At 52.1% G+C, this 20,760-nt stretch carries 24 protein-coding genes; 6 read left to right on the top strand and 18 right to left on the bottom strand.

Annotated features, from left to right (window positions below; all coding sequences use genetic code 11):
• Positions 1-2: 2 nt before the first annotated feature.
• Genes AUC31_RS17165 through AUC31_RS17155 form a run of 3 tightly spaced genes read right to left on the bottom strand, consistent with a single transcriptional unit; the run spans position 3 to position 3,171 of the window.
• Entirely contained in the window at positions 3-1,604 is a 1,602-nt protein-coding gene (locus tag AUC31_RS17165) for an ABC transporter permease (RefSeq protein WP_058382049.1), read from the bottom strand.
• Positions 1,604-2,509 carry an ABC transporter ATP-binding protein gene (locus AUC31_RS17160; RefSeq protein WP_058382050.1) on the bottom strand — a complete coding sequence of 302 codons (906 nt, stop codon included), beginning with the start codon at positions 2,507-2,509 and terminating at the stop codon, positions 1,604-1,606. The genes AUC31_RS17165 and AUC31_RS17160 overlap by 1 nt, the downstream gene beginning before the upstream one ends.
• Complete coding sequence (locus tag AUC31_RS17155) at positions 2,506-3,171, bottom strand: TetR/AcrR family transcriptional regulator (RefSeq protein ID WP_237150664.1); 666 nt, start codon at positions 3,169-3,171, stop codon at positions 2,506-2,508. The genes AUC31_RS17160 and AUC31_RS17155 overlap by 4 nt, the downstream gene beginning before the upstream one ends.
• A gap of 177 nt (positions 3,172-3,348) precedes the next feature.
• Between AUC31_RS17155 and AUC31_RS17150 the strand changes: the two genes are divergently transcribed.
• The 6 genes from AUC31_RS17150 to AUC31_RS17125 all read left to right on the top strand — a co-directional run bounded on the left by AUC31_RS17150 (position 3,349) and on the right by AUC31_RS17125 (position 8,912).
• Entirely contained in the window at positions 3,349-4,182 is an 834-nt protein-coding gene (locus tag AUC31_RS17150) for a transporter substrate-binding domain-containing protein (protein WP_157073546.1), read from the top strand.
• 275 nt (positions 4,183-4,457) lie between these two features.
• Entirely contained in the window at positions 4,458-5,156 is a 699-nt protein-coding gene (pxpB, locus tag AUC31_RS17145) for a 5-oxoprolinase subunit PxpB (protein WP_058382052.1), read from the top strand.
• Positions 5,140-6,120, top strand: coding sequence for a 5-oxoprolinase subunit C family protein (locus AUC31_RS17140; RefSeq protein ID WP_058382053.1), 981 nt, complete (start codon positions 5,140-5,142; stop codon positions 6,118-6,120). The genes pxpB and AUC31_RS17140 overlap by 17 nt, the downstream gene beginning before the upstream one ends.
• Complete coding sequence (locus AUC31_RS17135; RefSeq protein WP_058382054.1) at positions 6,117-6,887, top strand: LamB/YcsF family protein; 771 nt, start codon at positions 6,117-6,119, stop codon at positions 6,885-6,887. The genes AUC31_RS17140 and AUC31_RS17135 overlap by 4 nt, the downstream gene beginning before the upstream one ends.
• A gap of 22 nt (positions 6,888-6,909) precedes the next feature.
• Positions 6,910-8,115 (top strand): NRAMP family divalent metal transporter, encoded by a 1,206-nt coding sequence (locus AUC31_RS17130; protein ID WP_058382055.1) that lies wholly within the window; start codon positions 6,910-6,912, stop codon positions 8,113-8,115.
• A 14-nt stretch (positions 8,116-8,129) separates the two neighbouring features.
• Positions 8,130-8,912 (top strand): putative hydro-lyase, encoded by a 783-nt coding sequence (locus AUC31_RS17125; protein ID WP_058382056.1) that lies wholly within the window; start codon positions 8,130-8,132, stop codon positions 8,910-8,912.
• Positions 8,913-8,971: 59 nt separating this feature from the next.
• On the opposite strand, the gene AUC31_RS17120 is transcribed toward AUC31_RS17125, so the two are convergent.
• From AUC31_RS17120 to AUC31_RS17050, 15 genes are all read right to left on the bottom strand, one after another.
• Complete coding sequence (locus AUC31_RS17120; RefSeq protein WP_058382057.1) at positions 8,972-9,601, bottom strand: NUDIX hydrolase; 630 nt, start codon at positions 9,599-9,601, stop codon at positions 8,972-8,974.
• Positions 9,591-10,061, bottom strand: coding sequence for a GNAT family N-acetyltransferase (locus AUC31_RS17115; RefSeq protein ID WP_058382058.1), 471 nt, complete (start codon positions 10,059-10,061; stop codon positions 9,591-9,593). The genes AUC31_RS17120 and AUC31_RS17115 overlap by 11 nt, the downstream gene beginning before the upstream one ends.
• A gap of 27 nt (positions 10,062-10,088) precedes the next feature.
• A complete protein-coding gene (locus AUC31_RS17110; protein WP_058382059.1) occupies positions 10,089-10,847 on the bottom strand; it encodes a hypothetical protein in 759 nt (252 codons plus the stop codon).
• A 91-nt stretch (positions 10,848-10,938) separates the two neighbouring features.
• Positions 10,939-11,289 (bottom strand): PilZ domain-containing protein, encoded by a 351-nt coding sequence (locus tag AUC31_RS17105; protein ID WP_058382060.1) that lies wholly within the window; start codon positions 11,287-11,289, stop codon positions 10,939-10,941.
• A gap of 26 nt (positions 11,290-11,315) precedes the next feature.
• Positions 11,316-11,750: a YaaR family protein gene (locus AUC31_RS17100; RefSeq protein ID WP_058382061.1), complete on the bottom strand. Its 435-nt coding sequence runs from the start codon at positions 11,748-11,750 to the stop codon at positions 11,316-11,318.
• A 13-nt stretch (positions 11,751-11,763) separates the two neighbouring features.
• Positions 11,764-12,177: a DUF6115 domain-containing protein gene (locus tag AUC31_RS17095; RefSeq protein ID WP_058382062.1), complete on the bottom strand. Its 414-nt coding sequence runs from the start codon at positions 12,175-12,177 to the stop codon at positions 11,764-11,766.
• A 21-nt stretch (positions 12,178-12,198) separates the two neighbouring features.
• Entirely contained in the window at positions 12,199-12,957 is a 759-nt protein-coding gene (locus tag AUC31_RS17090) for a FliA/WhiG family RNA polymerase sigma factor (protein ID WP_058382063.1), read from the bottom strand.
• A 27-nt stretch (positions 12,958-12,984) separates the two neighbouring features.
• On the bottom strand, positions 12,985-13,842 hold the full coding sequence (locus AUC31_RS17085; protein ID WP_058382064.1) for a MinD/ParA family protein: 858 nt from the start codon (positions 13,840-13,842) through the stop codon (positions 12,985-12,987).
• Complete coding sequence (gene flhF / locus AUC31_RS17080; RefSeq protein WP_237150660.1) at positions 13,835-14,905, bottom strand: flagellar biosynthesis GTPase FlhF; 1,071 nt, start codon at positions 14,903-14,905, stop codon at positions 13,835-13,837. The genes AUC31_RS17085 and flhF overlap by 8 nt, the downstream gene beginning before the upstream one ends.
• Before the next feature lie 26 nt (positions 14,906-14,931).
• Positions 14,932-16,971: a flagellar biosynthesis protein FlhA gene (gene flhA / locus AUC31_RS17075; RefSeq protein WP_058382066.1), complete on the bottom strand. Its 2,040-nt coding sequence runs from the start codon at positions 16,969-16,971 to the stop codon at positions 14,932-14,934.
• 336 nt (positions 16,972-17,307) lie between these two features.
• Positions 17,308-18,399 carry a flagellar biosynthesis protein FlhB gene (gene flhB / locus AUC31_RS17070; protein WP_058382067.1) on the bottom strand — a complete coding sequence of 364 codons (1,092 nt, stop codon included), beginning with the start codon at positions 18,397-18,399 and terminating at the stop codon, positions 17,308-17,310.
• Position 18,400: 1 nt separating this feature from the next.
• Positions 18,401-19,177, bottom strand: coding sequence for a flagellar biosynthetic protein FliR (gene fliR, locus AUC31_RS17065; RefSeq protein WP_058382068.1), 777 nt, complete (start codon positions 19,175-19,177; stop codon positions 18,401-18,403).
• Between the two features lie 6 nt (positions 19,178-19,183).
• Entirely contained in the window at positions 19,184-19,453 is a 270-nt protein-coding gene (fliQ, locus tag AUC31_RS17060) for a flagellar biosynthesis protein FliQ (RefSeq protein WP_058382069.1), read from the bottom strand.
• Positions 19,454-19,470: 17 nt separating this feature from the next.
• Positions 19,471-20,154, bottom strand: coding sequence for a flagellar type III secretion system pore protein FliP (fliP, locus tag AUC31_RS17055; protein WP_058382070.1), 684 nt, complete (start codon positions 20,152-20,154; stop codon positions 19,471-19,473).
• Complete coding sequence (locus AUC31_RS17050) at positions 20,151-20,759, bottom strand: flagellar biosynthetic protein FliO (RefSeq protein ID WP_058382071.1); 609 nt, start codon at positions 20,757-20,759, stop codon at positions 20,151-20,153. Before AUC31_RS17050 ends, fliP begins: the two co-directional genes overlap by 4 nt.
• Between the last annotated feature and the right edge of the window lies 1 nt (position 20,760).

Below are 20,760 nucleotides of genomic sequence, written 5' to 3'. Positions count from 1 at the left end.
CCTTAAGTTTTCAAATCACGCCGGCGGAAACCATAGGCCCCCACAACAGACAGGAGAACAGCGATTACAATCATCAAAGCCAGCCCACCGTAATTGACTTCATCCAGTGGAATGCCTGGAATATGTCCGTAAGGTGTCAGCTTCTCCACCCAATCCGGAAGCTGCAGCAGCTCGCCCAAATAGACAACGAAAAACGATAGACCTAAGTAGAGCCAGATAACACTCGCAAAACTCGGCAAAAAGCCGATGAACACGAGCGCCAAACCGATCATGATCAACACTGCTGGCAAATACACGAACGAAGCACCGATATACGTGCCTAGCGGCAAGTCTTCATCAAGCACGGCATTGCCTGCGAGGCCGAGCCCGATACCGGTCAAAAACAGCATCGTAATCGCCGTCAATGCGGCAAGCAGCCAATAGCTGAACGCCACGCGCCAGCGGGAAACCGAGCGGCCGATGACGTGTTCCATGCGCCCATTCTTTTCTTCCGTCTTCACTTTCAGCATCACCATGATGGCCGGGATCGAGGCGAGAATCGCCATGACCGAAGACAGTACAGGAATGAACAGCTCGATCAAGCTAAAGCCTTCCTGCTCGACGATCAATTGCTGGAACAAATCGATGCCTTCAAAAAAGCGTTCGATTTCACCGAGCACCGACCCATACGAGATGCCCAGGATGAACAACGCGACCGCCCAGGCAATCAAGCCCGTGCGCTGAAGCCGCCACGCCAAGCCGAACGGCCCGCGAAGCGTTGCCGGGGCTTGTGTACGACCCGCACGCGTCGGTAAAAACCCGGAGTCGTGATCACGGATGCTGTTTAAATACAACGCCAAGATGGACAGCGCCAACGCCAAACCCACCGATAGCATGACCGGCCACCATAAGTTTTCGACAAATGGCTTGGCGCGCAGGATCCAGCCGAGCGGCGAAGTGAGCGACAAGGCCTCGCTCATGACATCGCCAATTGCACGAATCATATAAAACACCAGCAAAGCGGCGATCGACAAGCCGGTCGTCGCACGGGCATTTTGCGTAAGTTGTGCAAACACGGCCGTTAGCGCAGCGAAGAACAAGCCGGTCGCACCGAGCGCTGCCCCGAACAAGAGCGAACCGTGAAGGTCGACGCTCTCGACTTGCAGCGCGGCCATTGAAACACCGGTCAATACCGCAAGCAGTGTATTGACAGCAGTGAGCACCAGCAGCACCGCCGTTAAACTGGACAACTGCCCGACCGGCAGCGCACGGACAAGCTCAAGCCGCCCTTCCTCCTCATCCCCGCGCGTATGGCGGCTGACCAGCAAGATATTCATCAAGGCGACAATCGCCGCGGTCATGACCAGCATTTCATGTGCCGTCATGGCGCCGGTCGTGTAATCGGCCCCGCCGTAATTGGGCCCGACCATCGCGACCATGGCCGGGTTTTCCATCGTTTCCGCAATGGCTTGCCGCTCGATATCATCTCCGTATAAATTGTCGAAGACGAGGACGATCCCTGCCGACACGAAAACAAACGACAAGATCCAGATCGGCAACCGAACGCGGTCGCGCCGCAGGATAAAACGCATCAAACTCCATGTATGGTCAAAAAGCTGGCTCATCACACGCCACCTCCTGCTCCTGTCTCCGTTTCCTCGTAATGGCGGATGAACAAATCTTCCAGCGTCGGCGGCCGGCTTTCCATCCGCTTGATGCCAAACGCACTTAAATGACGGACGACCGCATCCAGTTCATCGGCGTCCACTTGGAACGACCAGCCCCCGTCAAACGCCTGCACACGGTGGACCCCACGAAGCTCCACCAAATCAGGTATCGGCTTGTCAGTTTCAATGAACATTAGCGATCCGGTCAAATGGCGCATTTCCTTCAGTGTCCCGGTTTCGATGATGCGCCCTTTGCGGATGATCGCTACCCGGTCACACAGCTTTTCCACTTCCGATAGGATATGGCTCGACAATAGGATGCTCTTGCCTTGCGCTTTCGCTTCCTGGACATATTCTGAAAACACGCGCTCCATGAGCGGGTCGAGGCCTGAAGTCGGCTCATCGAAGATATAGAGATCCGCATCCGCGGAAAAGGCGGCGATGAGCGCCACTTTCTGGCGGTTCCCTTTTGAATAGGTCCGGCATTTCTTGCCCGGGTCGAGCCCAAAACGGCTGATTAATTCATCGCGCCGGTCCTTATCGTAGCCGCCGCGTAATCTTCCGAACAAATCGATTACTTCGCCGCCGGTCAGGTTCGGCCATAAATTGACGTCACCCGGCACATACGCCACCCGTTTATGGATATCGACCGCATCTTTCCAGACATCTTTGCCGAAAATCTCGGCACTGCCTTCGGATGCTTTCAAAATTCCAAGCAGGACGCGCAAGGTCGTTGACTTTCCTGCTCCGTTCGGCCCGATAAAACCGAACACTTCCCCCTCTTTCACTTCGATGTCGACACCATCCAGCGCTTTGAAATCTCCGAAGGTTTTACTGAGCCCTTGTGTTTTGACGACCGTCATCGCGATTCCTCCTCCGTTTCGTAAAAGCTCTTCTTCAAAATAGCTAAATAAGCGTAGAATTCTTCCCAATGCGGCGCAAAATCGATATCGGCAAGTTTTTGCCCTGTCAATCTGGTGAACAGTTCCTGCTGGTAGCCATCGATTGACCAACGGATCAAATGGAACACTTTATCGGGATCCGCGTCTTTTCGGAAACGGCTATGGTCGATGCCTTCATACATAAGCCGGTAGCCAGATTGCTTCAATTCCTCTATTTTCGCTGCCAGCTCTTTCGGCAAATGCGCTTCGCCTTCTTGCAAAAAAACCGCCGAGAACTTGAACACTTCTTCATTTTCCGCTTGGGCTTCCATTTTCAAGCGGGCCAGTTGCGTGAGCCGTTCGATTAAATCTGATTCCCCTGCGTCCACTCGATTCAAATAGCGGCTTTGGATGAATTCAAGGCTATACTTCACCAAATACTCGTAGAGCTCCTGCTTGCTGGTGAAATAATAAAACAACATTCCCTTGCCGATCCCTGCCGCTTTGACGATGCGGTTGGTCGACGCTTTCTTGTAGCCGTGTTGCGCAAACTCCTCGAGTGCTGCCTGGCGGATGGTGTGTTGCTTGCTTTCTTCCAAACTTTCAAATCGTGCAATGATGATATCCACCTCCTCTTCCTTCACGCAACTAGACCACCCTGGTCGACTTAAATATACAACATTCGACCACCCTGGTCAAACTTAAAAATCAGATAATTCCGTGTTTATCTCCGGAAGTATTTCAGCTTCCCTGAAAGCGCTTCTCATGCTATGTTTTACATAAGTATGACAAGACAGGAGGAGCTTCTTTTGAATAAAATCATGACACCTAAGTTTTCTGTCGCCGCACTCACTGCAGCCGCAGCACTTACCTTGTCCGCGTGCGGCAGTGACAGCGAAGAAACCGCTGACACTGCAAGTGCGTGGGATGAGATTCAAGAACAAGGCACATTGACCGTTGCGACATCCGGCACGCTTTACCCGACTTCGTACCGCGAGGAAGGCACCGATGCATTGACCGGCTTTGAAGTTGAAGTGGTCCGCGAAATGGCTGAACGCCTCGAACTTGACGTGGAATTCTCTGAAATGGGATTTGACGAGATGATGACATCCGTCCAGACCGGCCAAGTTGATATCGCAGCGAACGATATCGAAATCAACGAAGACCGCAAGGAGAAATTCGTGTTCTCCACGCCGTTCAAATATTCATACGGTACCGCCATTGTCCGCGAAGGCGACCTTTCTGGCATCGAGACGCTCGAAGATCTCGAAGGCAAAAAAGCAGCCGGCGCTTCGACATCCGTCTATATGGAAACAGCCCGTTCTTATGGCGCTGAAGAAGTGACGTATGACAATGCAACGAACGAAACCTATTTGCGCGATGTGGCAATTGGCCGCACCGATGTCATCCTCAACGATTATTATTTGCAGACGCTTGCCATCGAAGCATTCCCGGAGCTCGACATCGTCATCCATCCGACGATCAAATACCGCCCTTCTGAAGGCGGCATGGTCATGAACAAAGGCAACGATGAACTGGTCGAAAACGTCAACAAAGCAATTGATGAAATGCTAGAAGACGGCACCATCGCTGAACTTTCCGCTGAGTTCTTTGACGGCGCCGATGTGACACAGCCAATCGACATTGAAGAATAAGCTCTACTGACCCGATGCCCGCTTCTGCGGCCATCGGTTTTTTTTACAGAATGCTATTACTTTAATAGCATTTCTCAAATAATTTTCGGAAGCGCTTTCTCTCTATTTCCACGATCATCCTTTTTGCTGAGCCTATCTATTTAGTTATTTCTTTTACTTCAACGATTATTTACTATATTAAGATGATAAACTCCAACTATTCTCCACTTTCATTCACTAGTGAAAAGCATTATACTATTAAAGTATTTAGAATAATCTGCAGATGAGGTGAACTTTTGGAATTCACATTTTCCCCGCTCAGTGAACAGGCGCTGGTCATCGAAACCGGCACCATCATCAATAAAGAGTCGGAACAAGCGGTACGCAAACTGTCCTCGCTTCTGGAAAAGCAAGCACCGGATTGGCTAGTTGAATTCATCCCGGCATTCACGACAGTAACTGTTTTTTACGACCCGTGCCAGATCAGGCAAGCAGAAGTTGAACAGGAATTGCGGCTCCTAACGGCTCATTTAGATGAGGTCGAAGCACCCACACCACGTCAAATCGAAATCCCGGTTTGCTATGGCGGTGATTTCGGCCCTGATCTCATCTTTGTCGCGGAGCATAACGGCCTCACCGAAGAAGAAGTCATCAAAATCCACACGTCCGGCGTCTATAGCGTACACATGATCGGCTTCGCCCCGGGATTTCCGTTCATCGGCGGCATGTCCGAAAAAATTGCCGCACCGCGCAGAAAGTCGCCGCGTTTGCGCATCCCGGAACGCACCGTCGGAATCGCTGGCATGCAAACCGGCGTCTATCCGATTGAAACACCGGGCGGCTGGCAATTGATCGGCCGGACGCCGCTGCGCCTATTCGTTCCGGAACAGGACATTCCGAGCTTGCTGCGTGCAGGCGATGAAATCCGCTTCACGCAGATCGATGAAGCCGAATACCGTGAACAGGAGGCGAAGTTAGATGCTGAGCATTCGTAAAAGCGGGCTCCAGACAGCGGTCCAGGACCTCGGCCGAACAGGTTTCCAGCGCTACGGTGTCATCGCAAGCGGTGTCATGGACCCGTTTGCCCACCGCATCGCCAATTTGCTCGCGGGCAACGCGGAAACGTCCCCGACCTTGGAGATTGCCTTATCCGGGCCGATCATCGAGTTCGACGCCGACCATTTCATCGCCATTTGCGGAGGTGATTTGTCCCCTTCGCTTAACGGCGAACCACTGGCCATGTGGCGCGGCCATTTCGTCCCAAAAGGCAGCGTCTTGTCGTTCGGCGAACCGAAACGCGGCGCCCGCAGTTATTTGGCCGTAGCCGGCAGTTTTGACGTTCCGGCCGTCATGGACAGCCACTCGACCTATTTACGGGCAGGCATCGGCGGCTTCCAGGGACGCGCGCTAAAAAATGGCGACAGTTTAAAGACCTTACCCATTTCGCCTCAGCGCCTAGATGCTTTGAAAAACCAAAATGCCCAAACGCCTGATTGGCTCATTCCCCCTGCCCGCTACCACGAGCAGCCGATTGTCCGGATGATGCCAGGCCGGCAGTACGCACTCTTTAATGAAGCGAGCCGCTTGCGCATATTCGAGGAAACCTTCACCGTCTCTGCCAATTCAGACCGAATGGGCTATCGCCTGGAAGGCCCTGAACTGGCGCTCGAAAAGCAGGAAGAATTGATTTCGGAAGCAGTCGCGTTCGGCTCTGTGCAAGTGCCGGCAGACGGCAACCCGATCGTCTTGCTCGCCGACCGCCAAACGACCGGCGGCTATCCGAAAATCGGCCAAGTCGCATCGGTCGACTTGCCGCTGATCAGCCAATTAAAACCCGGCGAATCGCTGAAGTTCCGCCACATATCCGCGGATGATGCACAACAACTTTATATCGAACAAGAACAACAAATTCGCCAATTGAAGATTGCCATCCAAATGAAACGGGAGGAATGGACATGAAACATCAAGTAGATTTGAACTGTGACATGGGCGAAAGCTTCGGTACGTATACACTTGGAAACGACCAAGTAATTCTTGATTACGTCACGTCCGCCAATATTGCCTGCGGTTTTCACGCGGGCGACCCGGCGACGATGCGTGAAACCGTCAAGCTCGCACTCGAGAAAAATGTTGGCATCGGCGCACATCCTGGGCTTCAGGACCTTGCCGGCTTCGGGCGCCGCCAGATGGCTGTATCGCCCCAGGAAGTATACGACCTCGTTGTCTACCAGATCGGCGCGCTCTACGGCTTCGTCAAAGCAGAAGGCGGGAAATTGCAGCACGTCAAAGCTCACGGCGCTATGTACAATATGGCGGCAGGCGATGCTAAGTTATCCGAAGCAATCGCGGAAGCGGTCTATAAAATCGATCCGGAATTGGTTTTGTTCGGCTTGTCCGGCAGTGAAATCATCAAAGCTGGAAACCGGATCGGCCTGCGCACTGCCAATGAAGTGTTTTCCGACCGCACTTATCAACCCGACGGCACACTCACTCCGCGCAGCCAGCCCAATGCGCTCATCACCGACCCGGATGCTGCGATCGAGCAAGTCATCCGCATGGTCAAAGAAAACAAAGTCATCAACACAGAAGGCACCGAAACTTCTTTGAAAGCAGAAACGATCTGCATCCATGGCGACGGCAAGACCGCGAAAGAGTTCGCCATGCATATTTCCAGCTCCTTGAAAGAGGCGGGAATCGATATCCAACATATCCAAAAAATCGTTTAACACTGCCTAAGGGGGTACTTCCATGAACAATGTCAAAAAGATGAAAAATACCAATCGCAGCGTGCTGCTCGGCGCTGCCTTCCTGATGGCAACTTCTGCTATCGGGCCGGGGTTCTTGACCCAAACGACCGTTTTCACTGAAACCTTATTGGCTTCATTCGGTTTTGTCATCCTCATTTCCATCATCATCGATATCGGTGCGCAAACAAATATCTGGCGCATCATCGCCATTTCAGGCAAGCGCGCACAAGACATTGCCAATGATGTGCTGCCAGGCCTTGGCTATGTGCTGGCGTTTCTCGTCGTCATCGGCGGCCTTGCCTTCAATATCGGGAATATCGCCGGTGCCGGGCTCGGTACGAATGTGCTGTTCGGCATTTCCCCGGAACTCGGCGCCGGTCTTAGCGGCTTGCTAGCCGTCGGGATCTTCATGGTCAAAGAAGCGGGACGCGCCATGGACCGCTTCGCCCAGATTCTCGGATTTGTCATGATCGCCTTAACTGTTTACGTGATGATTACGGCACAACCGCCTATCGGTGAAGCCGTTGCGAAAACCTTCGTACCTGACACGATCGATATTTTCGCCATCGTCACGCTCGTCGGCGGAACGGTCGGCGGCTATATCACATTCGCCGGCGGCCACCGCTTGATCGATGCCGGCATGACCGGCAAACGGCATTTGCCGCAAGTGACAAGAAGTTCCATCTACGCGATCGGTGTCGCTTCGATCATGCGCGTCATCTTATTCCTTGCCGTACTCGGTGTCGTCTCGCAAGGGCTTGCACTCGATCCGTCCAATCCGCCAGCGTCAGTGTTCCAGCTCGCTGCCGGCAATGTCGGCTACAAAATCTTCGGTGTCGTCATGTGGGCGGCCGCTGTCACTTCGGTCGTCGGCGCTGCTTACACATCCGTTTCGTTTATCCGTTCGTTCAGCCCGGTACTCGAGAAATATCACCGCTACTTGACCATTGGCTTTATTGTCATCTCGACCATCGTCTTCATTTCCATCGGGCGCCCGGTCTTGATCCTTCTACTTGTCGGCTCACTCAACGGCTTGATCTTGCCGATCGCACTCGGCGTCATGCTCATCGCCGCACACAAAAAGAAAATTGTCGGCGACTACAAACATCCACTGTGGATGACAATCTTCGGTGTCGTTATCGTCATCGCCATGTCCTGGATGGGCGGCTACACGCTGTTGAACGGCATCCCGCAATTATTTAAATAAGGAGTGATTGAAACATGCAATTCACATCTCCAGAAGAGCTGCGCAGCGCCATCCGAAAAGGGGAATTTCAAGCACCGACTTCCGGCTTTGCCCCGGGATTCATTCAAACGAATCTGGCCATTTTGCCGAAAGACATGGCGTTTGAGTTCCTGCTGTTCTGCCAGCGCAACCCGAAATCCTGCCCGGTCATCGATGTCACAGAACCCGGTTCATTCGTTCCGGCCTTGTCAGCACCGACTGCAGACTTGCGTACTGACATCCCTAAATACCGTGTCTACCGGGACGGCATATTGGCGGAAGAGACGGCAGATATCCGCTCATTATGGACTGACGACATGGTCGCATTCCTGCTTGGCTGCAGCTTTACATTCGAAGAAGCACTGATGCAAAACGGCATCCCGATGCGCCATCAGCAACAAGGCTGCAACGTGCCGATGTACAAGACTTCGATTCCTGCCGTTCCAGCTGGCCGCTTCCAAGGCCCGACCGTCGTCAGCATGCGCCCGATCAAAGAACAAGACATCGTCCGCGCGGTCCAAGTGACGAGCCGCTTCCCGAACGTCCACGGTGCGCCCGTCCACATCGGCAATCCCGAATCGATCGGCATCCAAGACATCACAAAGCCCGATTTCGGTGACGCGGTGGAAATCAAGCCAGGAGAAGTGCCGGTCTTCTGGGCATGTGGTGTGACGCCTCAAGCTGTCGCCATGGAAAGCAAGCCTTCCTTGATGATCACCCATGCACCAGGCCATATGTTCATCACTGATTTGAAATCAGAAGATTTTAGCGTGTTTTGAAAACCTAAAAAAAGCGCTTGTATGGAAATTTTCCATACAAGCGCTTTTTGTTTTTCTGTTTAACTATCCATCAATTGCCGGCGGATGCGAATCGCCATTTGCTTCCAATAATCCGTTTGATGCGGCACAAAATCGGACAAGCTGAGCTTTTGCTGGAACGATTGCCTGCCTTCTTGTGTGTCAATAAACCCAAAGGCATCGATTGTCTCCGTTTGCTTCATGCACAATTCAAAGAATGCCTGAAAATCGACAGCCGCCATGCCCGCTACTTCCTCCGGCTGCAGGCGATAATCCGCCAAATCGATTTGCGTGCCCTCGTATAAATGAATGTAAGCCCGCTCGCGATCGGTGAATCCAGGCAGCAAAATCTCGTCGTTCACTACACCAAGTGGCGTCAATTGCTCAAACGCAAGCTTGAGGCCGAGCTCTTCCTCGATTTCCCGCACGCCATCTTTCATCGTTTCATGCGCTGCAATATGGCCCGCTGCCGTAATGTCAAAAAGCCCCGGGAAATCTGCTTTATCCTGGCTTCTCAACTGGAGGTGAATTCGGGTGCGGCCCAATTCTCTTGAGACCACCCAGCAATGAAAAGTCTCGTGCCACAAACCTTGCCGATGGACTTCATCACGCGTCGCGACGCCTGTCAGCGCGCCATCTTCTGTCACGCAGGCAATTTTTTCAATAGCCATCGCGCAATCTCCAAAACACCAATTCTTTCGACTGCGCAGTGCGTTCAAACCCCAGTTTTTCGAGCACACGGATCGACGGCATATTGTCTTCGTAGCATTCCGCCGTCACTTCCCGTACTTCCGGAAATGAAAAAGCCCAATCGATTAAGCCTTGGACGCCTTCCGTGGCATAGCCCTTGCCTTGATAAAACTCTTTGACGCCGTAGCCAATTTCCACTTTTCCCGCTTTATCCGGGCGCCCTTTAAACCCCATATCGCCAACCGGCGCGCCGGATTTATCGAAAGCGATCCATGCACCCCAGCCATAAAGCCGCTGATCTTGTTTCAAATCATCCAAATGCAGGCTGATATGCGCGCCCATTTCGTAGCTGCCGTATAAATTGCGGTACAGTTCTTCTGTGATCGGCACCAGCTTCAGCCGCTCCGTCTGGATTTCTTTCGGTAATGAATTGGTGTTCATGCGTTTTGCCTCCTTGCCTTGCTTTGCTCAGTCCATGCTTTTGTAAAATGCGAGTGCTTCTTCTATTATATCGCGGTCATACCCTGACCGCTCATGAATGCGCTCCACCCATGCGTCAAAGGACGCGGCTGGCTCTTCTTTGAACAAGCCCTTGCTCGTGCTGAGTTCGCTGTGCCAATCGTCGAATTCCCAATGGGCGATTTCACCTTCGAAAGGGACACGGACTTCGATGAGCGGTGTTTTGCCGAGCTGATGCTGCGAATATTCCGCTGCCTGCCAAAAGGCTTCTTCGCCGATTGGGTCGAGTGAATACTTCTGCACCGACAATTTGCCGCCGGGACGTTGATAGATGATCGTCAGGCCATCCGGCTCAGCCGACAACTGCACGTCCGCTCCTGGAAAAAACCCTGATTGCGGGACATCCGAGAAAGCTGGATCTTGTGAGTCTACTAAAATCGGCTGTATCCACTGGTCCCCTAAATCACACAGAAAACGCCTGCCCGTGTCATCAAGTGCCAATACCGCTGCATGCGCTCCTTCTGTGCTGAGTTCCGAACCGACCGCATAGGCCTCGATTCCCGCCTCGCGGAATTCCGCAATCAGCCAAAGCGCCAAATCGAAGCAATTTCCGCCAAGCCCATACGCTTCGCGATGCTCCCGCATTTGCTCGACGCTGCGCTGCTTTTTCAACCCAGCCCGTTCGTAATTCCAAGCCTTCACCAAATTATCCATCGGCAACCCGTCAAAGCGCCGCCATACATTCAGAAGATGTTCACCTGCCCGCATTTTCCGATCCCCTCTCCTCATCCATCTTCCATTACTTTCGATTCGAGACATCTATATTCCTGCATGAAAAAAAGAAGGCCGGAGCCTTCCTTTAATCATTCAACACGCTTTTTCTTTTGCGGATTTGGTATGTATTCAATTGCTGGAATAATTTTGATACAGAACGCTGGCCAGCATTGAATTGCACAGCATATTCGAAATTATGCTCTTTGGCCACTTTCCGGATAATTTTTCCTTCCAATTGGAAAGGTTCGCCCAGCAATTCGAAGCTGCAGATGACCTGTTCATACAGCGCGAAATCAAGATAGGCTTCAAAAACAAGCCCTCCGGCACTCAAACTGGAAATATCTACAAGAACCTCTTCTTTTTCAGAAAGCCCTACCTTTCCAGTAATCGCGCGGACAAAAGACACACGAAAAAATTCCCTGCGGTTATCGCTCACATTGTTTCTCCCTTCCCCCAAGCTTGTTACATATATAAATTGAGCAGCAAGCCTTTTATTTCCCCTACCGTTTCCAGTATGCCAATATATTCCACTTCATTATCTAATAATTGATCCTGAAGCGCAATCACTTTTTCGTCGATGACCTTTACGATTTGTTGAGGCGGCGCCCCTTCCCCAAAACCGGACGCAGCTTGGTCGCTCAGTTGAAGTCCGTGGCGAAGCGATTCCCCGAGAAATTGCTTAATGGATTGTTTATACGCAACCAAATTCTGCAGAGTCCGGTGTTCTGCGAGGCGTTTTCCGCTCTTTTCGACATTCGCGAGTAACGGCGTGAGCGCATCCCGCCTCAGCTCAGTCCGTGACTGTTTCATGGCCTCTGCAAATGCGCCGCCTGGCGGTTTGGCAATTGCTGTATTGGGTTGTTCCGAAGGCCTAGGCCTTGCTGCATCAATGCGCATCTCCATGTCCCACCTATCGAATCTGTCTTTTCTTCTCTAATTGGACGGCGACTTCCGCTTCGCCGATTGGCAACTCCAATAGCTTTGCAATATGGGCAGCCGAGAAACCTTGTTTCGTGAGCTGCCGCACTTTTTCGCGCCGGTTTGTTTCCACTGGAGGCTGATCGGCGGAGAAATCTGCGCTTTTCGGCTCTTTTACTTTATGCTCCGCTTTTTCCCATTGCGCCACTTTCGCTTCCGTCTGCTCCAGCCGATCCATCAATTTATCGTATAAGGCATCATTTTCCTGTTCGACGGCTGTGATGAATTCCGCCATGGCCGCTTCGAGCCGTTCGGATTCCTGTTCGACCATCAGCTTTCTCGACATCATCAGTTTGACATTCAGCAATAACAATAAAGTGCTGACCACTATCAACAGTGCTACCATCTGCTCCCTGCTTTCCCTCGATTAATAATGTTCATGGACCGATAGCATCGCTGCGTGCAGCCGGAGCATCGCTTTCGAATGCAATTGCGACACCCTGGAAACGCTAAGGCCGAGAATTTCCGCGATTTCGGTCAGCTTCATTTCTTCAAAATAACATAACGAAACCGTCAATTTCTCTTTTTCCGGCAATGTGGCAATGGCTTTCGCTAGCGCCTCTTTGGTCATCTGCCCAGACAGCTCGCGTTCCGGCGAACCGCTACTGGCGCGCGGCATGCGTTCTTCCACGCTCGCCTGGTCGTCATCCATCGACAGCATTGCCGACAAGGCAGCTTCCGAGACAGCGCGGTTCAATTCTGCCGGGGTCATCCCCAAGTATTCGCTCACTTCCTGGTCACTGGCACTTTCGCCTTTCTGTTGTTCCAGTTCGGCGTACGCTTTCTCGATTTTCTTCACTTTGTCCCGCAATGAACGCGGCAGCCAATCGCTTTTCCGAAGGCCATCGATGATCGCCCCTTTGATCCGCCACGCGGCATAGGTTTCGAATTTCCAGTCTTTCTCCGGCTTGAATTTATCGAGTGCGTCCAGCAAGCCTTCGTAGGCGTAGCTTCGGACTTCGTCTTTGTCGACGGTTTTCGGCAGGCTGATAAGAAAGCGTTGAATCACATAATCCACCAAGGGCAAATACTTCGCGACTAAATAATCGCCGGCATCCTGGTCCCTGTGCTGCTGCCAGTTGCCCCATTGCGCTAGTTCTGCATTCGACAATTTCTGATTTACCAAGCTGTCCACCCCACTTCCGCGATGCCTTTATTTGAAGAATAATTTCATGACGAATCCCCGAAGCCCGATCTTGAATGGCGACGGCAACTCCAGGTACTGTGCCGCGAGCGTACGCATCGCTTTGCTCACCGAACTGCCCGGATGCGCCAACAAGAACGGTTCCTGCTTTTTCACCGCTTGCGGCACATGGAGATCTGATGGCAATATGCCGAGCGTCCGGATGTCTTTATCCAAGAAGCGCTGTGCGACTTCCGCGAAGTTTTCGGCTGTCTGCCGCCCTTCTTTGCCGTCGGTGCATTGATTGACAACGAGCCGGATGGCCAGGTCCGAGTCTTTGGCGTGCATCATCTTGACGACCGAATAGGCATCGGTGACCGACGTCGGTTCAGGCGTCGTGACCAACAGCACTTCATCCGCTGCGAGCAGAAAACGCATATTGTTCTCCGACAATCCCGCTCCTGTATCGAGCAGCACAAAATCCACTTTTCCTTGCAGGCTGCCGAGCTGTTCCATAAAACGTTTCATTTTATCGGCATCGAGTTCAAACAGTCCTGAAAACCCTTGCCCTCCGGCAATCAACTGCAAGCCGAGCGGGCCGCGCTCAATTACGTCTTCGATTGCCAATTGCTTGTCGAGCATGCCCGCAATCGTTTCGCGCGGCGCATGGCCGAACAAGATATCAATATTGGCAAATCCCAAATCGACGTCGATGATCAACGCCGATTTCCCTTGTTCGATCAATGCGAGCGCGAAATTCAAGGTGAAATTCGATTTGCCAACGCCGCCTTTCCCGCTTGTCACTGCCAGCACACGCGTATTGCGTATGCTGGGCTTCGTATTCTTACGGGACATCTTCTCTCTTAACTGAACGGCCTGGTCACGCATGGCGCAGCTCCCCTGCAATGTAATCAGCGATGCGCCCAGGCGTTGCCGCAACTAAATCGTCCGGTACGTTTTGCCCTGTCGCGATGCGGCGAAGCGGTATCCGGTAGCGGTGCAATAAATTAAGGATGACCCCGGCAGAAGCCGTTTCGTCTTTTTTCGTCAACAATAACTCATCGATCGACAGCGCTTCGAAGTTGCCGATGATCTGAACCATGTCTTCATATTTTGCCGTCATGCTCAAGACTAGAGTCGTATGGATATGCTGCGTTTCCGGCAGCAGCTTCTGTAAATCTTCAATGTATTCGGCCTGCTGGTAGTTGCGCCCTGCGGTATCGATCAAAATGACGTCGCAGGCTTTTAAGGCATCAAGTGCTCCGGCCAGTTGTTCACGCGATTCGACCACTTCGACCGGCACATCCAGGATTTCGCCGTAAGTTTTCAATTGCGCCACGGCTGCAATGCGATACGTATCGGCGGTGATCAAACCGACGGTGCGTTTATATTCCAGCAATTGCTCAGCTGCCACTTTCGCGATCGTTGTCGTTTTGCCGACACCTGTTGGCCCGATAAAGCAGGCAATCGAAGGCGATTCATTTTTGACGGCCTGTTGATGCTGTTCAATAAAGCGGATGAGCTCCGCATGGAACGCCTCCTGCACCGGCGCTTCATTTTCTGATGCCTGCAACAATTTGGAGAGCAGCTCTGTCTGCACTGCTTTTTCGACGCCTTGTTTTTCCAGCAAGCTTCGCAGTGGCCGCAATGATTCGGGCAACCGGTCTTCCGGCCCTTCATGCATCATAAGCCGCTTCAAACTTTGCAGTTCGTCCATCAGCGCATCGTTTTCCTGGCTCTTTTTAAGTGGCGCTTCAGCAGGCATCGCTTGCGTGTTGACTGGCGAAATGGATTTTGGCGCCGGTTCTTCCATGGTTTCAACCGCCGCGGTCACTTCGAGGCAGTCTTTTCGGAACAAGCCGAACAAGCCGCCGGTTTTCACTTTTTTCGTATTGAGGATGAGGGCATCATCGCCCAAATCTCTTTTGATGAGCACCATGGCTTCAGGCATTGTAGTAACTCGGTAGGTTTTTAATCTCATGGGATATTCACGACTCCAACACTTTGGATTTCAATTTCAGGCTCCAATTCGTTATAGGACAACACCGGTAGATCCGGCGCGAAGCGTTCCACGAACTGGCGCATATAGATGCGGATTGCAGGCGAAGTGAGCAGGATTGGCTGGACGCCGTTTTGTTGCAGCTGCCCCGCCTGCTCGGTGATTTTCTGGAAAATCGTCTGGGACGATTCCGGATCGATCGACAGGTAATTGCCTTGCTCGGTGCGGTGGACCGAATCGGCGAATTTCTTCTCTAAGCTTGCTCCTGCCGTGATGACTTTCAATGCTTCATTGTCCGGCGCATACTGGCGGGTGATTTGTCTCGCGAGTGCCTGGCGCACGTATTCCGTCAGCAAATCGACATCTTTCGTCTGCGGCGCGTAATCGGCCAAGGTTTCCAAGACGACCAGCAAATTGCGGATCGACACTTTTTCCTTCAATAATTTCATGAGTACTTTCTGCACTTCGCCGATGCTCATCAAATTCGGAATCAATTCTTCGACGACGGCTGGAGAAGAGTCACGGATATTTTCGATCAATGATTTCACTTCCTGGCGGCCGACGAGTTCATGCGCATGGCGTTTGATGATTTCTGTTAAATGCGTCGAGACAACAGACGGCGGATCGACGATGGCGTAGCCTGCCATCTCTGCTTCTTCTTTCATGTCTTCATCAACCCACAGTGCCGGCATGCCAAACGCAGGCTCGACTGTTTCGATGCCAAAAACGTTTTCATCATCGACGCCCGGGCTCATCGCAAGATAATGGTCGAGCATGATGTCGCCGCGTGCGACCCGGTTGCCTTTGATCTTAATGACGTACTCGTTCGGCTGCAATTGGATATTGTCACGGATGCGGATGACCGGCACGACGATGCCCAGTTCCATTGCGCATTGACGGCGGATCATGATGACGCGGTCCAATAGGTCCCCGCCCTGGTTTTTATCAGCGATCGGAATCAGACCGTAGCCGAATTCGAATTCGATCGCATCGACATGAAGCAGGTCGGTGACGCTTTCCGGACTCTTCAGATCAGCCGCTTCTTTTTCGCCGGGATCGCTGTCTTTTTCGACCGCTTCCTCGGCGTTGAGCGTTTTTTGCATCCTAAAGGCGCTAAAGGCAATGACGCCAGCGACTGGCATAATCAACAGCGGACTGATGGGTGTGAAAACTGCAAGCATCATCAGCGTTCCAGCGACGACGTACAGCATTTTCGGGAAAGCGAACAATTGACGGGTAATATCGGATCCGAGGTTGCCATCCGATACTGCACGGGTGACGACAATCCCCATTGCCGTCGAAATCAACAGCGCCGGGATTTGGCTGACCAATCCATCGCCGATCGATAGCAAAGTGAACAATTGCGCCGCTTCACCAATTGGCAAGCCATGGACGACGACGCCGATCATCAAGCCGCCAATGATATTGATGATGGTGATGATGATGCCGGCGATGGCATCGCCTTTAACGAATTTACTGGCACCGTCCATGGCGCCGTAGAAATCGGCTTCCTGGCCGACTTTTTCGCGGCGTGTTTTCGCTTGGCGGTCAGAAATCATCCCTGCGCCCAGATCAGCATCGATGCTCATCTGTTTACCGGGCATCGAATCGAGCGTGAAACGGGCCGCAACTTCTGCTACCCGCTCCGAACCTTTGGTGATAACGAGGAATTGGATGATGACCAAAATCAAGAACACCAAGATCCCGATGATGGCACTGCCCCCGACCACGAACGAGCCAAAGGTTTCGATGACTTGCCCGCCGGTTTGATTGGTCAGGATCGAGCGTGTCGTCGAGACGTTCAAACCGAGACGGAACAAAGTCGTCAGCAGGAGGAGCGTCGGAAAGATCGAGAACTGCAACGGTTCTTGCGTGTTCATCGCCACCAGGATGATGGTCAGCGCCAAGCTGATATTGATCATGATTAAAATATCCAATAACAGCGGTGGCAGCGGGATAACCATCATGATGACAATCATGATCACCGATACCAATATCGCATAATCTCTGAATTTCAAACTGCTTCCTCCTCTTTCGTGTTGCGGTTTGCTATGTATGTTGAAGATGATTCCGGATATTCCGCAAAACAGCTGGCTTTCCGGGGGGCTCGCGCTGAACTAATTCGGGCTAGGCGCCCGAATGGATTTCAGCACTTCGCTGATCCCCCAGGAGTCTGCGCTGTTTTGCTCCATATCCTTTTTTGCTAATTATAAAAAGCGGAAGGCGGCGACTCCTGCGGGAATAGCATGAGTCTTGAGACCCCGCAGGAAGCGAAGCGACCGAGGAGGCTCAAGCCATGCCCGCGGAAAGCGTCCGCCTGAAGCGCCTCCACATTACTATCTCTTAATACAAACTCATGAAAGCTTGCCCTTCAAAGCGTAGATATAAGCCAGGACTTCGGCGACGGCTAGGAATAATTCTTCGGGCACGGAATCGCCGATCGATACTTGTGCGTAGAGCGAGCGGGCGAGTGGCTTGTTTTCCATTGTCACGATGCCGAGCTCTTTCGCTTTTTCTTTGATCTTGAGCGCGGTAAAGTCTTTCCCCATCGCAATGACTTTCGGTGCTTCCATCGTTTCGGCGTCGTATTGGATCGCGATCGCATAATGCGTCGGGTTGGTGATGACGACGTCAGCGTTCGGCAAATCCTGGATCATGCGGTTCATGCTCATTTGGCGTTGCTTTTCTTTGATCTTTTGCTTGATCAACGGGTCGCCTTCCGCTTTTTTGTATTCATCTTTAATGTCTTGCTTCGACATCCGGATGCCTTTTTCGAACTCGTATTTCTGGTACATATAATCGAGCGTTGATAAAGACAACAAGATGAGCGCCGCGACCATGCCCATCTGGAGGACAAGGCCGCCGACCAGGCTCAGGGAATCGCGCAGGCTTTGCCTAGACAGCGAGAAAATCTCTTCCTGGCCGAACCACAAGACACCAAACGCGGCGCCCCCGACAATCGCAATCTTCATCAAGGATTTGGCCAGCTCCACAAGTGCCCGAACCGAGAAAATCCGTTTTGCGCCTTTGATCGGATCGAGCCGCTCGAGCTTCGCTTTTAACGGTTCTGCCGTAAAAAGCGGGCCCACTTGCATATAATTTCCGAGAAACCCGAAGACCACGCCGACCAGCATAATCGGCACAATGACTAAGAACGCATCCATGGCCAATTGTTCGAACATGAGCCGGATTGTGTCTGGCGTGATGTCCCAACTGATGTATTGGATGTAATTGATGCGGTAAATGGCCAGCAATTGATCAAGCATCCAATCCCCGAGAAAACTTAGGACCAGGATGCCGCCGAGCATGATGAGTGCGGCCGCGACTTCCTGGCTTTTGGCAACTTGGCCTTTCTTGCGCGATTCCTGGCGCTTTTGGGGCGTCGCTTTTTCGGTCTTTTCGCCGGCAAAAAACTGCAGGTCCAGGTTCAATGGATAGCGTTTCATCCTATCCGCCTCCCAATAAGCTGATTAATTCGCCCATGCTGCCCATCATTTTTTCAAAGAGAATCTGCAGCAAATAAAAGAACACGCTCATCGTCAAGAGCAGCAGCACAAAGCCGACAAAGATCTTTAGCGGCAAGCCGACCGCAAAGATATTCAATTGCGGCACGGCTTTTGTCAGGATGCCAAGCGCCACGTCGATCAAAAACAAGGACGCGACGATCGGCAGTGAAATCTGAAAAGCGATGATGAACATTTCAATAAACAAATCGGTCATAAAACGCGCGATGGATTCCGCACCGACCGATAAAAACTCTTCCGCCGGCAGGGCGCGCAAGCTCTGCATGACGCCGTCTAGCATCATATGATGGCCGTTCACGGTCAATAGGAACAACAGCGCGAGCGTGTATTTGAATTGCCCGATGATCGGTACTTGAGCGCCCGTCTGCGGATCCAAGACATTGGCGATGGCAAAACCCATCTGGAAATCGATGAAGGCTCCGGCAATTTGCACCGCATAAAGCAAAAGCGCAGCCGTAAAGCCAAGCGCCAAGCCGACCGCCAGCTCCTTGAAGATCAGCAAAGTGTAACTGCCATCAAGCACCAATGCGCTTTCTGGAGCCCAAGCAGTGGTCGCGGTCAGTGCGAGAAAAGCGGCAATGCCGATCTTGAATTGATTGGGCACGCCCCTCATCGCAAACAGCGGCGCAATCAGGAAAAAAGCGGTAAGGCGAATAAGCACGAGCAGGAAGAACGGCAGCAGATTAAGAACATCATTCATCGGCGCTTATCCGATAAACCGCGGAAGCTGCTCGAACAAATCGCGCGTATAATCCAGGAGCATCGTCAGCATCCAGGGGCCGAAAATGACGAGCGACAAGAAAACCGCCAGTATTTTCGGGATGAATGCCAGAGTTTGCTCCTGGATTTGGGTCATGGCCTGGAACACGCTGACCAGTAGCCCCACTCCCAGTGCGATGAGCAATAGCGGTGCTGATATGAGAATGATGAGGTAAATGGATTGTTCTGCTAGTTTGATGACCATATCCGGCGTCAAATAAATTCTTCCTCTCGCTAAAAGCTGACAAGCAGCGATTCGATGATTAAGTACCATCCATCCACCAGGACGAACAATAAGATTTTAAAAGGCAGTGAAATCATGACCGGCGGCAGCATCATCATCCCCATCGCCATCAAGGTTGATGCGACGACCATATCGATGATCAAGAATGGGATGAAAATGACGAAGCCGATCTGGAAAGCGGTCTTCAATTCACTGAGTGCGAATGCCGGGATCAGCGAAGTCAATGGAATGCCTTCGATGCCGTCCGGCTTTTCCAGTTCGGCGTATTTGAAGAACAACGCCAAATCTTTTTCACGCGTATGCTGCGCCATGAATTCCTTGATCGGCAAGATGGCGGCATCGAGCGCTTCTTCTTGGTTCAGTTCTTCGTCCAAATACGGCTGGAGCGCGGTATCATTCATTTCCGTCGCGACCGGCGCCATGATGAAAAAGGTTAAAAACAAAGCCAATCCGACCAGCACCTGGTTCGGCGGCATCGATTGCGTCCCGAGCCCTGTCCTCACGAAACTCAAGACGATGATGATGCGCGTGAAACTCGTCATCATGATCAGGATGCCCGGTGCGAGCGACAACACGGTTAGCATCAATAATAATTGCAAAGTCGTCGAGACATCTCCGGGATCGGTATTATCGAGTGAGATGCCGGGAATGGCCAATAATAATTCTGGGATCATCGCTGGTCCTCCCCGTCATCCGTGCGCTTTTCGCCGAAAGACAAGCGCCGTTCTTTTTGCTTGTCCAAACTGCGGGCGAAGTATTGCTCGAAATTCGTGAATGGCGCTTTCGCTTTGCCACCGTTGCCGAACAACGCGGATGCAGCTGGACGCTGTTGATCCAAGTCTTGTTCCAAAGCGGCGATCTCCGCTTCTCCCGAAAATTCCTTGATGAGCGTCACTTCGTTGCCCACGCCAATCAAGTAAAATTGGCCTCCGACTTTGACCAGCTGCAGTGATTTGTTCTGGCCGAGCGGCGAGCCGCCCATCAACTGGACCGCACGCTGTGACTGCACCCCTTTTTGGCGCATGGCCAAAAATTTGATGAGCCCGTAAATCAATCCGGCGATCAGCAAGGTATAGAAAATCAATTGCCCGATGATCGCAGCGAAACTTTTCTCTTCGATCTCCGGCACCGCTTCCGCTTCTGCCGGTTCCGTTTCGCTTGCCGGGTCTTCTTTCAGCCAATCGGCTACATTTCCCGTATCCGCAGACGCCATTGCCGGTGCAGCAAACCAAAGGGCAGCGAGCGTTATAAGTAGTAAAATCCATTGTCTGTAATTCACA

It is taken from the genome of Planococcus rifietoensis, from assembly GCF_001465795.2.
Taxonomy (GTDB): Bacteria; Bacillota; Bacilli; order Bacillales_A; family Planococcaceae; genus Planococcus; species Planococcus rifietoensis.
The sequence above is the reverse complement of the archived record's forward strand: the minus strand, read 5'-3'. Positions and strand labels throughout refer to the sequence as shown.